Consider the following 13,008-nt stretch of genomic DNA (forward strand, 5'->3'; position numbering starts at 1 on the left):
AAAAATTTCTATGAAAAATTGGTCAGTGACGGATAAATACGTTAAAATGGGTACTTGAAAAGTATGATTAGAAAGAGGTTGTAAAATGATTAACTTTGCTACAGTTGGAACAGGGTGGATAACCGAATCTTTTATTCAGGCAGCTAGACTTAGCGAGCAGCTTCATTTAGTTAGTGTTTTTTCACGAACAGAGGAAAAAGGAAAAAAGCTTGCTGATCAATATAACGCCTCTAGTTATTATACAGATATAGAAGAAATGGCGAAGAGCAAGGAGTTTGAGGCAGTCTATATTGCCTCGCCTAATTCTGTTCATTTTGAACAAGCTCTAACCTTTTTGAAGAATAAAAAACATGTCATCTGTGAAAAGCCGATTTTTTCTACTACTGCTGAATTAGAAGAGGCTTACAAGATAGCAGAGGAGAATGGTGTTTATTTATTCGAAGCGATTCGCAATATCCATACACCTAATTTTAAGATTTTAAAGGAAAAGCTTCATGAAGCTGGAAAGCTGAGAAGTGCAATCCTTCCATATATCCAATATTCCTCACGCTATGATTTGTTTTTGCAAGGAGAGGAACCTAATATTTTCTCAGCAAAGTACTCGGGTGGTGCGCTTGCAGATTTAGGGGTCTATCCATTGTATTTAGCGGTCGGCTTGTTTGGGGAGCCTAATAAGGTTACCTATCATCCGGTGATTTTAAGGAGCGGTGTGGATGGCAGCGGTACGCTTGTTTTGGAATATGACGAATTCGTTTGTACAATTCTTTGCTCAAAGATCTCTCATTCCGTTCTGCCGTGTGAAATACATGGGGAGAAGGGAACGTTTGTCCTTGAAGATGCGGCGCCAATAACCGAAATTCAATTTATTGACAGCCATTCAAAGGAAAGCCAAATTCTCAGTGTGGAACAAGAGGAACAAAATATGGTCTATGAAGGCATCAATATCGCTGAGATTATTGAATCGAAAAATAATGAGGAATATAAGCGGCTAAAACACTGGAGTGAAATTGTTTTACGAATTACAGAAGAGGCTAGAAAGCAAAATAACATCATTTTTGATGCGGAAAAGTAAAAAGGTGCCAGTGGATATTTTATCCACTGGCATTTTCTATTATGATACCTTCTTCACTGATAGACGAGGAACGGCATACTTTTTCCTAAACTAAGGAGTAACGTAGAAACCTCTTACCCTACGGACTTACCAATAATAAAAAACTTTTTTGACAAATTTATGATGCCAATGTGACATCTTTATGAAATGAATTGTCCCATTGACTTATATCACATACCCTGTATTTTTCGTTATTTATAGTTAAGGTAACGAAAGAATGGAGGAACGGTTATGAAGTCAAAAATTTGGTATCAGAAACAGTTGAAACGTAAGCCCGTGCAAATCACAAGATACACCGTTCAGGCACTGTTTCTATTGTTTTTACTATATGTCGGTCTGCAGTTTTATCAGTTTTATCAGCATTTTGAAACGTTGGGAAAAACACCTTTCGTTGAGAGGCCATCGGCAGTGGAGGGATTTTTGCCCATCAGTGCACTTGTTGCGCTGAAGGTTTGGCTGACGAGCGGCGACTTTGACGTGATTCACCCAGCAGGACTTGTGCTGCTTTCATTCTTTGTAGGAGCAGGGATTCTGCTCCGGAAATCCTTCTGCAGCTGGATTTGCCCTGTTGGCACGGCAAATGAACTGATTGCCTGGCTTGGTAGAAAAATATTTAAAAAGAATTTTGACATGCCACAATGGCTAGTTTGGTTCTTAACACCGATCAAATATGTATTACTGCTATTCTTTATCGCTATGGTGATTCAAATGGATATCTTTAGCGCGAAAAGCTTTCTGGTAGATCCTTATAATAAGGTTTCCGATGTAAAAATGTTATTATTGTTCCTAAATATTGGCGGCTTTACGTTGAAATTTCTCATTGTCATCTTTATCCTATCGTTGTTTTTCAGAAATTTTTGGTGCCGGTTCCTTTGTCCGTACGGTGCGTTGATTGGTTTAGGCTCCATTTTTAGACTAACAAAAATAGTACGAAATGAAGATACCTGCACAAATTGTGAAATGTGTACAAAGGTTTGTCCACAGCGTTTGCAGGTTCATAAAGTTGAAAAGGTAACGTCACTTAATTGCTCTGCTTGTATGTCATGTGTGGAAGCCTGCCCGGTTAAAGATACCTTGAACATGAACGTTGCGGGTAGGAAAGTAAATAAATGGTTCGTCCCGGCGACCTTCTTCGTCCTGTTTTTTGTGGTGATCGGAATTGCCAAAATGACAGGCCACTGGGATACAATCATCTCCTATCAAGAATGGAAAGAATTGATTCCGGATGCACGCTATATTGGTCATTAAGAGGAATATTTCAATAAGCTGCTGAAGATTGCTTATATTCTGCCCCTGTGGATACCAAATTTTGTTGAAGTGTTGAAACTTTAAGGAAAAGTCAAAAGAGTTCAAAAATTATTCATTGGAAATTTTAGGTTTGTATTAGTATTATAGATTTATATGCAATACAAAGTTTTTCACTTGCGAGGGGGATGTTCAGATGGCAAAGGCAATTAACGAATATTCGTTACCAGACCTGATGGAAAGAATTGAAGAAATCTTTAATGCAAATCCCGCACCAATGAAGGGTTTTAACGGGGTTGTTCAATATGATGTTCATGGAGAGCAAACCGGTACATACCAGCACTATTTTCAAGATTGTAAACTAACCATTAAAGAAGGGGTCGAAACAACCCCGGATGTAACAATGGCTTTATCCTATGATAACTTCAAGAAATTTTTATTAGGAAAACAAAGCGGCGCTGTTGCACTGTTGACAGGGAAGGTTAAGGCAAAAGGGGATATCGCTAAGGGAATGAAAATAGAAACGATTCTTAAAAGATACAATATTAAGGAACCGTTGTAATTTATTTTTGCCATAATAAAAGAATAATAATGTTCACTCAAAATAGCACAAGTTATAATTGTGCTATTTTTATTAGGCCTAAAGTAATAAGAGAAAGGATTATTACTAGTGCAATCTGATTATATATGAATATTTTAGTGAAATACTGATTGACAATTGTGTAAACTATGAGTAATCTTTATATTGTATTTTAAACCAATAGGATTTGTCGGCTTTGAAGTTTGGATACAGAACGATGAGAAGGATTGGATTTTTTTTGAAGTAAAACCAAGTAAACAGGGGTGAATAAGGTGAAAAAGAGTTTAACTAGCTTCATCAGCGTGATTGTCCTTTCTATGATTCTCTCTGCTTGTGCTTTAGATAGTTCAAGTCAAAAGGAATCACCGGCACCAGCCAAGAAAGGAAACACAGAAAGTGCAAGCGTAAAAAGCACTGAAGGAAAAGAGTATAAAGCAACAAACCTTGCAGCACTTCCGGAAAAAGCAAAAGCGAGGAAGGATTTGTTCATTGCAGGAATTTCCGCGCCAGGAGGCGTTTTCTTGCCATATTTTTATGAAAATGGTTGGGATGGAAACGTAACAGACCCTATGTTTGCTCCATTAGTGAATCTAGATAAGGAAGGAAAGCCTGTCGGAATCCTTGCTGAAAAATGGGATGTCTCTGATGATCAACTTACATATACATTCCACTTAAGAAAAGGCTTAAAATTTAGTGACGGCTCACCGCTAACAGCGGACGATGTTGCCTTTACCTTAACACTTCTATATGATCCAGCATATGCCGGATACCAAGATATTTCTCTTGCGGCGATTAAAGGCGGGAAAGAGTATAAAGAAGGTAAGGCACAATCGATTGAAGGGATTAAAGTCATCGATAAAGAGACAATTGAAATTACAACTGAAAAAGTGAATGCGAAGTCCCTGCTTCTATTAGGCGGTCAAGTATTATCTAAAGCCTATTATGGTAAAGACTATCAATATGGTAAACTCGATTATTTAAAAGAACTTTATCCAAAACCACTTGGTGCAGGTCCATACAAATTTGAAAAATATATTCCTGGCCAAGAAGTCCGTTATGTGGCCAATGAACATTACTACGCAGGTAAGCCGAAAACAAAAAATCTCATTTTCAAGGTTATAGATACCTCCACCTCCCTGCAATTGTTTGAAACTGGCGAGCTTGATTATGCCGGTTTCTCTGCAGATGATGATACCGTGGAACAGTTGAAAAGCTTAGGATTTGCCAATATCCAAGTCGGCCCGGTAAATGACTTTGGCTTTATTTATGTAAACAATACACGTCCGCAGTTCAAGGATAAAGAAGTACGACAAGCATTGATTTATGGTTTGGATCGTCAAAAAATTGTGGATGTGAAATTTAAAGGCTACGGAGAGGTTGCCAACGTTCCGGTCTCTAAAGTTTCATGGGCATATGACGATGAAGGTATTAACAAATATGAATTTAATGCTGATAAAGCGAAAGAATTACTTGATAATGCAGGCTGGAAGGTCGGTAAGGATGGCATCCGCGAAAAAGATGGTAAGCCATTCGTGATTCGGTATTTAACGAGAACAGCTGAAGATCCAATTATCCCTATTGCCAAAGAAAACTATGAGGATATTGGGATTAAATTCGAACCAGAAATCATGGACTTTAATGCCTTGGTTGCTAAGTTAAACGAGAAAGATTATGATTTCGCCGCAGTATCGACGTCACAAATCTTAGACCCAAGTGATCCTGTTGAAGAATTTGCATCAGCTAACCCAAATAATGCTGCAGGCTATTCTAATCCTAAGGTTGATGAGTTAATCCAAAAAGGATTAAATACGTTAGATATTGAAAAACGTAAAGGCATCTATCACGATTTATACAAAGAACTAAATGACAACCCTCCTGTAATTCTGATTCACTACCGCCAAAGCGCCAGAGCGATTAGTGGTCAAATTCAAGGTTTATATCCAGATAACTATACAGGCATTAGCGCTAGCTTGCCGAACATTTCGATTAAAAAGTAATCAATAAAGTGCCTAGCGCATGTTGCTAGGCACTTTATTCTGTTAAGGGGGAGAAAAAATGAAACAGTACGTTTTGCAGCGTTTTTTACAAATGATTGTCATCTTGTTCGGGACATCGTTTATCATTTTCTTCTTATTTGCGATGCTGCCGGGTGATTATATTGACTCAAATATTAATTTGACCCCGCAAAGGGCTCAAGAATTAAAAGCACTTTTTGGTTTAGATCAGCCGGTGTTGCAGAGGTACTTTACATGGCTCGGAAATGCCTTACACGGTGATTTTGGTTACTCGCTAAAGCATCAGGAAAAGGTTTTATCCCTGTTAAATAAATATGTGTGGAATTCCTTTTTTGTTGCTATTTTTGCCTTAATCCTAACTTGGTCCATTGCCTTAGTGACGGGTGTCATTTCCGCCATTAAGCAATATTCCTTGTTTGATGGGCTAGTAACATTTTTTGTGTTTGCAGCGATGTCCTTTCCATCTTTTTTTATCAGCTTGCTATTTATTAAATGGTTCGGTGTCGATCTGCAAATCTTGCCGATTGGCGGAATGATTGATACTGGAAGTACCAGTACGGGGCTGACCTATCTTCTTGAAGTGGGCAAGCATATGATTCTACCTGTTCTCATCCTAACCTTACTTAGCATTGGATCGTTAACCCGCTATTTTCGCACTGGGATGCTTGAGGTGATTCGCCAGGACTATATACGAACCGCCCGAGCGAAGGGTTTAAAAGAGCGTGTGGTTATTTTTAAACATGCTTTAAAAAATGCCATTCTTCCAGCCATTACATTGCTTGCCTTTGAATTACCGGGGCTTTTTTCCGGTGCCATTATTATGGAACAAATCTTTAATTGGCCGGGTGTAGGAAGAATTCAGCTGGAATCAGTCAGCTTCCGCGATTATCCCGTATTGATGGCCTTTACGATGTTTTTATCCTGTTTAACCATTATTGGAAACTTTTTAGCGGATGTAACTTACGCTGCTGTTGATCCGAGAATTAGATTGAAATAGGGAGGGGTGCAAATTGGAACCACAAAGTTCGATCGTGACGAAACAAGTGACGAAGAAGAGCGTAAAATCACCTTCGTTATGGAAGCAAACGTATCGTCGCCTAAAAAAGAATAAATTAGCAATGATCAGTTTGTTTTTCCTGATATTTATGTTTTTACTGAGTTTTATTGGTCCGCATTTTTCACCGTACATTCAAGACAGAACGAGTATTGCTGATATGAATCAGCCGCCAAGCAGCTCGCATTGGCATGGGACAGATAATTATGGGCGGGATGTGTTAACGAGATTAATGATGGCCGGACAAATCTCGTTAACCATCGGGATTGCTTCCATGTTTTTATCGGTGATGATTGGTTCATTACTGGGGGCGATTTCGGGCTTTTATCGCGGCGTTGTCGATATGGTTATCATGCGGATTGCCGACATTCTTATGTCGATTCCAGGCTTACCGCTTCTATTGATTTTGGCAGCCATTCTATCAGAGTGGAAAGTTCCGGCTGAATACCGGCTTTATATTATTATGATTATGCTTAGCTTTGTTGGATGGCCAGGTCTTGCACGCCTAGTGCGAGGACAAATTTTATCATTGAAGGAACAGCCTTTTATGCAGGCAACAGAGGTACTGGGGTTAAGGGACCGCCGGAAAATAATCCACCATCTTATTCCGAATACCATCCCACTTCTTTTGGTTGTGGCGACCTTAAATGTTGCCGGTTCGATTTTAAGTGAGTCCGCACTAAGCTTTCTTGGACTTGGGGTCGTTCCGCCCACACCGTCATGGGGGAATATGATGAATGCAGCCAATAACTTTATGGATTTTAGGAAACGTCCATGGCTTTGGATTCCACCGGGAACCACTATTTTTCTAACTGTCGTTTCTATCAATTTACTGGGGGACGGACTAAGAGACGCACTTGATCCGAAAATGAGAAGGTAGGGATATCATATGAATAAGACGCTGCTTCAAGTAGATCACCTGCAAACAAACTTTTACACGGAAAACGGCGTCGTGAAGGCAGTGAATGACGTTAGTTTTGCTATTCGTGAAGGAGAAACCGTGTGTATCGTTGGAGAGTCAGGATGCGGCAAAAGTATTACCGCATTGTCATTAATGCAGCTAATACCGGAAAACGGCAAGGTGGAAAGCGGAGAAATTAATTTTGCCGGAAAAAACCTGCTCCACTTATCAAAAAAGGATGTGCGCCGTTTAAGAGGGAATGAGATTGGCATGATCTTTCAGGAACCGATGACATCTTTAAATCCCGTTTTCACAATTGGGGAACAAATGATTGAACCAATCCAAGAACATTTATTGTTAAGCAAAAAGGATGCCTATAAAAAGGCAATGGAACTGATTACAATGCTTGGAATCCCGAATGCTGAAAAAGTCGTCAATCTTTATCCTCATGAATTAAGCGGCGGGATGCTGCAACGGATAATGATTGCTATCGCCATTAGCTGTAATCCGAAGCTTATCATTGCGGATGAACCAACGACCGCTCTTGACGTGACCATCCAAGCACAAATATTAGACTTATTACGGGAGATAAAAAAGGAATTTAACACATCTATTTTGTTAATTACCCATGATCTTGGCGTAGTGGCAGAAATGGCTGATTATGTGGTGGTAATGTATGCGGGGAAAGTAGTGGAAGAGGGACCGGTTTTAGAGCTATTTAAGAACCCGCAGCATCCTTATACAAAAGGATTGTTGAAGGCAAAACCAGTGATTGGTGAACGGAAAGATCGTCTATATACTATTGCCGGCCAGGTTCCGAATTTAGTTAATCTGCAGGAATCCTGCTATTTTGCAGATCGCTGTGAGCATGCAATGGATATTTGCAGGATAAAGCAGCCGGCATTACATGAAATTTCGGGCGGGCAAAAAGCTGCGTGCTGGCTCTATGAGGACGGTGCAGAATAATGGGCGAAGCATTATTAGAGGTTCATAATCTAAAAAAATACTATTCTGCTTCAAAAGGTATGTTTAAAAAATTCGGAGATCCGTTGAAGGCTGTTGATGGGGTTAGTTTTTCAATTGCCAAAGGCGAAGTATTTGGGCTTGTTGGTGAATCTGGAAGTGGGAAATCGACGATTGGTAAAACCATTTTACGCCTCCATGAGAAGACAGGAGGAGAGGTAAAGTTTAAGGGGAAAGATATTTTTTCATTATCCAAAAAGGAGCTCCGCAATCTTCGTGTGCAAACACAGCTTGTATTTCAAGATCCGTTTAGTTCGTTAAATCCAAGGCTCCGAGTGGGGGATGCAATTGGCGAGGCCATGGTCGAGCACGGTCTTGTTTCAAAACAGGAGGTACGCGAGCGGGTGTTAGAGGTAATGGAAAAGTGCGGATTAGCTCCGTTTCATATTGATCGATATCCACATGAATTTTCCGGCGGACAGCGGCAGCGTATCGTCATTGCTAGAGCGATGGCGCTAAATCCTGAGTTTATTGTTATGGATGAACCAGTCGCATCACTTGATGTATCCATTCAAGCGCAAATAATAAATCTATTCAGTGACCTACAGAGGGAAAATGGATTATCCTATCTGTTTATTTCCCATGATTTAAGTGTTGTGGAACACCTTTGCACGAAAATTGCCATTATGTATTTGGGGAATATTGTAGAATTGGCTTCTAAAGAAGAGTTATTTGATCATCCACTTCATCCCTATACAAAAGCACTCTTATCGGCTGTGCCCATTCCAGACCCCATGGCCAAGAGAGAGCGGATTATTTTAAAAGGGGATATTCCAAGCCCTATAAATCCGCCTTCAGGCTGTAAGTTTCGGACCAGATGTCCGATAGCGACTGACCTTTGTGCACAACAGGTGCCGGATTATCGCGACACAGGCAGCGGCCATTTTGTTGCCTGTCATTATGTATAATTTAATTTGGAAAAAAGGTGGCAATACAGAATCTGTATTGCCTCTTTTTTTTCTAAATCACACAGCCCACTCAATTTCATATAAATATAGAAAAAGTAAAATGGGTGAATGTAATGGCCGAACATGATGGCGATTGGATCTCGTGGATCTTGGATGCTTTTGAAACAAGAGCGGTTTATCTTTTCCCTGCTCCAGTGAAAGAAATCGGCGGCACGAAATGGGGATATATTGATGAGAAAGGGAAATTTGTTCTCCAGCCGATATATGATAATGCCAAGGATTTTCAGGATAATGGTTTGGCGAATGTTGAGATGATGGATAAATCAGGCCTCATCGATGATAACGGGTATTTTATTGTGAAACCGAAATACGATACGATACAACCGTTTTCAGAAGGAAGGGCAGTCGTCAACGATCAGCAGGGGAATAAAGTTATTGATGGAAGTGGCAAGGAAATAACCGAAAGGGCCTATTCTGTCGCATACCCAGAGTATAAAGGTGGACGTTTATTAGTTGGGGTGACAGATACGGATGAACAGTACTTGCATGGATTTTTGAATAAGAGAGGCAAAGTGGTTATTCCCCTTATCTATCCATCTGCCAGTGATTTTTCAGAGGGGAAAGCGGTTGTAAAAACAAAGAGCGGCCTCTACGAACTAATTGATCTTACCGGAAAGGTATTACAATCCTATCCTTTTGCGTTTGTTGATCAATATGGCCAAGGTCTTCTTGTATATAAAAAGAGGGAGGATGGAAAATTAGGGTATATCGATGAACAGGGGAAAACAGTCCTGGAGCCTCAGTTTTCAAGTGCAGAAGCATTTATCGACGACCGCGCAATTGTTGGTTTGACTGTAAAAAATAATCATTATTATGGCGTAATAGATAGAGAAGGAAATTTTTTAATTAAACCAAATTATACTAGCATTATGGATCTTGGTGAAAATCGGTTTGCAATTGGGAAAGAACTGGCACCAGAGCAGCCATGCTTAAGATCAATTTACGCGTTAGCAGATTCAGATGGCCGGATTCTAACAGGGTTTATTTTTCATGACATTACCCCATTTTCCGATGGGGTGGCTTCTGTTTCTGATGACCAGCATACGTTTTTTATTGATAAGAATGGGAAGAGGAAGGTACATCTTCCAATGGTCAGTGGCAGCGGCTGGCTAAGCTTTGACAAGACACTAATCAAGAGTGAAGTTGATAATCGCTTGGTGTATTTTAATCAAAATAGTGGTGTGGTCTGGAAGCAGGCGGACATTATCCCGCTAAATAATCAGTATTCAGTAATTGAGCATAAATTTAGACCGAATAGGGAATATGTTGTTTATTACCCACAGGTACAAGGAATGGAAAATCCGGATATGGTTATGGTGAATAAGTCATTAAAGGAGCTTGCGGGTGTTAAACCCGCGCCCGCTGGGAAGCAGCTGGAATCCAATTATACTGGTGACTTTGAGGTAACCTTTTACAAGAAAAACTTGCTTGTGATGGAGATAAATGGGTACGATTACATGTTTTGTGCTGCTCACGGGATGCCTGTTAAAAAGTATGTTCATATTAATCTTAAGAATGGTTCGATGTATCAGTTGAAAGACTTGTTTAAACCTGGGAGCCCTTATGTGAAAGTAATAAGTGATATGATTATGGATCAAATTAAAAATAATGAACAATATTCTTCTTATCTTTCTCCTGATGATTACCATGGAATGAAGGAGGATCAGCCGTTTTTTATTCGTGAGGATGCCTTAAATATTTACTTTAAGCATTATGAAATTGCCTCCTTTGCTGCGGGATCTCCAACCTTTACAATCCCCTTCGATGAACTGAAAGATATGATTAATCAAGACGGCGAGTTTTGGAAGTCGTTTCAGTAAAAAGGCAGGAGTTCGGCCCCCTGCCTTTTTACTATGAAATTATTGGCTTCGAAATAGCTGGAAAGGGGTGGGGTATTGTGAAATAATGGTGAAAACACGATATGATTGAATTAGGGGTGAGATGGGATAAAGATTTATGATGTTTCAAGAAAACTTGAGAATGGTATGCCTGTATGGCCCGGGGATACTGCGTTTCAATATGTGGTTTCATGGCCAATGGAAGAAAGCGGCTCAGTCAATGTAGGTAGTCTTCAATTAAGCGCGCACACGGGAACGCATGTAGATGCTCCTTTTCATTTTGATAACAATGGAAAACGAATCATTGAACTTGATCTCAATCTTTACATCGGGCCAGCGAAAGTCATAGATATGGGTGGCAAGGAAAGTATTGGTGAAGCTGATTTGCGGGGGGTTAACCTTGATGGATGTAAGAGGGTGTTATTTCGAACACTTGCGTGGGTAAATCCAAGTGAATTCCCCGAGAAAATTCCTCATATTAACCCGGATTTAGCGCCTTATTTGGCAAGTATTGGGGTTAAGCTTATCGGCTTGGGTGTACCGTCTGTGGATCCAATTGACAGCAAGGAGCTGCCTGCGCACCATAGTTTGAATGAAAACGGAATTCACATATTGGAATCCCTTATGCTCGACGAAATCGAACCGGGTGACTACGAACTAATCGCCCTGCCGCTGCCACTCGTCGAAGGAGACGGCAGCCCCGTCCGCGCAATCCTACGACGATAGTAGAATAGAAACGGTGCCTGACACCCTTATTACTACTATCGTAGTAATAAGGGTGTCAGGCACCGTTGGTTAGGCATGTTTTCTTCTGTATATGAACCAGTAGCTTCCGAGGCCAATGATGAATAAGAGACCGACGGATACTGGGACAACATAGTCTTTAAATGAGGGTTCTAAGGTAGTAGTCTTTTTCGTTCGCACGTTGGCATGATCTGTCCGTACGTTCTCGTTTATTGAAGTAGATTCTTCCGAATGCGAATTGGCAAATACATTGGTTCCAAATAGAAAAAACAACAGCGAAGCGATAACAGCAATTTTGCTAAACATTATTCTCAACTCCGTTATATTGTTATCTTGTTGTTGTTCATTCTACCATCATTCACACCCGGTTATATCAAATACCCAGGAATGTTCACAAACCTTTCGAAATTACAAATATATCAATTTTTGCCCAAATCCAGTATTTCCAAAGCTTTCTAGGCTATTTCTTAAACTTCTCTCCAATTAACATTGATTTATATCAATTCCTTAGGAAAAAAAAGATGGTAAACTAAGGCATAAACCATTTCGAAGGGGAGTGTTAGTTATGTTTGAAATAATTGATAAAAAAGCAGTCATGGATATCCGGGAACGTGTTGCAAAGGGGGAACATCCACGACGGGAAATTTTAAACTTTATTAAAGCGGCACCAGTAGGTACCATTTTTGAAATTCATTTACCACATCGCGGTGAGCCGTTAATCGCCAATTTACAATCTTTTGGAATGAACGTGATTGTCAATGAAATCGAACCGATGCATTTTCGCCTAATGGCAGTAAAATTGGATGAGTTTTAGTCCATTTCGGCCATACTTTTAAGTTGGTCCAACTCTAGAATTTGTATTTGTCTGCGCCCGTCCATGGCGATTAGCTTTTGGGACATAAATGCTAATAGCTTTCTACTTATTGATTCTGGAGTTGTCCCGATATACCCCGCTAAATCTTTTTTCGTTATTGGTAATGTAAAGGTACCATTAAAGGCATTCAATTTATCATGAAAAAGGATGAGTGCCCGCGCAAGCCGCTGTTCTACCTCCATCAAACTTAAAAAGCCAACCGATTCATCTGCTTCATATAAACGATCATTAACAGCCAGTAAAAACCGGTAGGATAATTCCGCATTCTTCTCCATCGTCCTAAGGAAATCCCCTTTTTCAATGGAACAAATGACAGTGGGACTCCCAATAACCTCAGCATTTGCATAATGTTTTTCATTTCGAAGTAATGAAAATAACCCGAAGAAATCCCCAGGAAACAACAAACGGACAATTTGTTCTTTTCCTTCAGCCGACATTTTCGTTAGCTTTATCAGGCCTTCATTCACAACAAAAAGTGTTTCGGAACGCTCCCCCTCTTGGAAAATGAATTCACCCTTTAAAAAGTGACGGCTCCTTGTGACATTTTGTAATAGCTGAAGATCCTCTTTTTTCATCCCTTTAAAAACGGGCACAGATGTGATACATGAAGATCCATGCGAGCAACAGTGATCACAGTTCATCCTTCACCACTCCT

The 13,008-nt window shown here is 40.1% G+C and carries 13 protein-coding genes; 11 read left to right on the forward strand and 2 right to left on the reverse strand.

All coding sequences use genetic code 11. From position 1 onward, the window contains the following. The first annotated feature begins 88 nt into the window (after positions 1 to 88). The 10 genes from G6554_RS08700 (at position 89) to kynB (ending at position 11,461) form a co-directional block, all read left to right on the forward strand. On the forward strand, positions 89 to 1,072 hold the full coding sequence (locus tag G6554_RS08700; protein WP_166240944.1) for a Gfo/Idh/MocA family protein: 984 nt from the start codon (positions 89 to 91) through the stop codon (positions 1,070 to 1,072). 270 nt (positions 1,073 to 1,342) lie between these two features. Further along, on the forward strand, positions 1,343 to 2,359 hold the full coding sequence (locus G6554_RS08705; RefSeq protein ID WP_166240810.1) for a 4Fe-4S binding protein: 1,017 nt from the start codon (positions 1,343 to 1,345) through the stop codon (positions 2,357 to 2,359). Between the two features lie 193 nt (positions 2,360 to 2,552). Next, entirely contained in the window at positions 2,553 to 2,918 is a 366-nt protein-coding gene (locus tag G6554_RS08710) for an SCP2 sterol-binding domain-containing protein (RefSeq protein WP_242637812.1), read from the forward strand. Positions 2,919 to 3,253: 335 nt separating this feature from the next. Then, positions 3,254 to 4,933, forward strand: coding sequence for an ABC transporter substrate-binding protein (locus G6554_RS08715; protein ID WP_166240948.1), 1,680 nt, complete (start codon positions 3,254 to 3,256; stop codon positions 4,931 to 4,933). A 58-nt stretch (positions 4,934 to 4,991) separates the two neighbouring features. Continuing rightward, positions 4,992 to 5,948 (forward strand): ABC transporter permease, encoded by a 957-nt coding sequence (locus tag G6554_RS08720; RefSeq protein WP_166240812.1) that lies wholly within the window; start codon positions 4,992 to 4,994, stop codon positions 5,946 to 5,948. Positions 5,949 to 5,979: 31 nt separating this feature from the next. Beyond that, a complete protein-coding gene (gene opp4C / locus G6554_RS08725) occupies positions 5,980 to 6,885 on the forward strand; it encodes an oligopeptide ABC transporter permease (protein WP_481747915.1) in 906 nt (301 codons plus the stop codon). A 9-nt stretch (positions 6,886 to 6,894) separates the two neighbouring features. Then, entirely contained in the window at positions 6,895 to 7,872 is a 978-nt protein-coding gene (locus G6554_RS08730; protein WP_166240816.1) for an ABC transporter ATP-binding protein, read from the forward strand. Then, complete coding sequence (locus tag G6554_RS08735; RefSeq protein ID WP_166240818.1) at positions 7,872 to 8,837, forward strand: ABC transporter ATP-binding protein; 966 nt, start codon at positions 7,872 to 7,874, stop codon at positions 8,835 to 8,837. The genes G6554_RS08730 and G6554_RS08735 overlap by 1 nt, the downstream gene beginning before the upstream one ends. Before the next feature lie 113 nt (positions 8,838 to 8,950). After that, positions 8,951 to 10,717 carry a WG repeat-containing protein gene (locus tag G6554_RS08740; RefSeq protein ID WP_166240820.1) on the forward strand — a complete coding sequence of 589 codons (1,767 nt, stop codon included), beginning with the start codon at positions 8,951 to 8,953 and terminating at the stop codon, positions 10,715 to 10,717. A 126-nt stretch (positions 10,718 to 10,843) separates the two neighbouring features. Next, positions 10,844 to 11,461, forward strand: coding sequence for an arylformamidase (gene kynB / locus G6554_RS08745; protein WP_166240950.1), 618 nt, complete (start codon positions 10,844 to 10,846; stop codon positions 11,459 to 11,461). A 69-nt stretch (positions 11,462 to 11,530) separates the two neighbouring features. Here the strand turns inward: kynB and G6554_RS08750 are convergent, their stop codons facing one another. Then, entirely contained in the window at positions 11,531 to 11,785 is a 255-nt protein-coding gene (locus tag G6554_RS08750; protein WP_166240822.1) for a hypothetical protein, read from the reverse strand. A 259-nt stretch (positions 11,786 to 12,044) separates the two neighbouring features. On the opposite strand from G6554_RS08750, the gene G6554_RS08755 reads away from it, so the two are divergent. After that, positions 12,045 to 12,293 carry an amino acid decarboxylase gene (locus G6554_RS08755; protein WP_166240824.1) on the forward strand — a complete coding sequence of 83 codons (249 nt, stop codon included), beginning with the start codon at positions 12,045 to 12,047 and terminating at the stop codon, positions 12,291 to 12,293. Here the strand turns inward: G6554_RS08755 and G6554_RS08760 are convergent. Then, positions 12,290 to 12,994 (reverse strand): Crp/Fnr family transcriptional regulator, encoded by a 705-nt coding sequence (locus G6554_RS08760; protein WP_166240826.1) that lies wholly within the window; start codon positions 12,992 to 12,994, stop codon positions 12,290 to 12,292. The genes G6554_RS08755 and G6554_RS08760 overlap by 4 nt on opposite strands. Positions 12,995 to 13,008: the final 14 nt, after the last annotated feature.

It is taken from the genome of Bacillus sp. MM2020_4, assembly GCF_011250555.1.
Classification (GTDB): domain Bacteria; phylum Bacillota; class Bacilli; order Bacillales; family Cytobacillaceae; genus Neobacillus.

What these genes read in the sequence shown, in the direction of transcription:
- G6554_RS08705 (WP_166240810.1), top strand. Translation starts at nt 1,343, where the DNA reads ATGAAGTCAAAAATTTGGTATCAGAAACAGTTGAAACGTAAGCCCGTG.
- G6554_RS08710 (WP_242637812.1), top strand. Translation starts at nt 2,553, where the DNA reads ATGGCAAAGGCAATTAACGAATATTCGTTACCAGACCTGATGGAAAGA.
- G6554_RS08715 (WP_166240948.1), top strand. Translation starts at nt 3,254, where the DNA reads ATGATTCTCTCTGCTTGTGCTTTAGATAGTTCAAGTCAAAAGGAATCA.
- G6554_RS08720 (WP_166240812.1), top strand. Translation starts at nt 4,992, where the DNA reads ATGAAACAGTACGTTTTGCAGCGTTTTTTACAAATGATTGTCATCTTG.
- G6554_RS08730 (WP_166240816.1), top strand. Translation starts at nt 6,895, where the DNA reads ATGAATAAGACGCTGCTTCAAGTAGATCACCTGCAAACAAACTTTTAC.
- G6554_RS08735 (WP_166240818.1), top strand. Translation starts at nt 7,872, where the DNA reads ATGGGCGAAGCATTATTAGAGGTTCATAATCTAAAAAAATACTATTCT.
- G6554_RS08740 (WP_166240820.1), top strand. Translation starts at nt 8,951, where the DNA reads ATGGCCGAACATGATGGCGATTGGATCTCGTGGATCTTGGATGCTTTT.
- G6554_RS08750 (WP_166240822.1), bottom strand. Translation starts at nt 11,785, where the DNA reads ATGTTTAGCAAAATTGCTGTTATCGCTTCGCTGTTGTTTTTTCTATTT.
- G6554_RS08755 (WP_166240824.1), top strand. Translation starts at nt 12,045, where the DNA reads ATGTTTGAAATAATTGATAAAAAAGCAGTCATGGATATCCGGGAACGT.
- G6554_RS08760 (WP_166240826.1), bottom strand. Translation starts at nt 12,994, where the DNA reads ATGAACTGTGATCACTGTTGCTCGCATGGATCTTCATGTATCACATCT.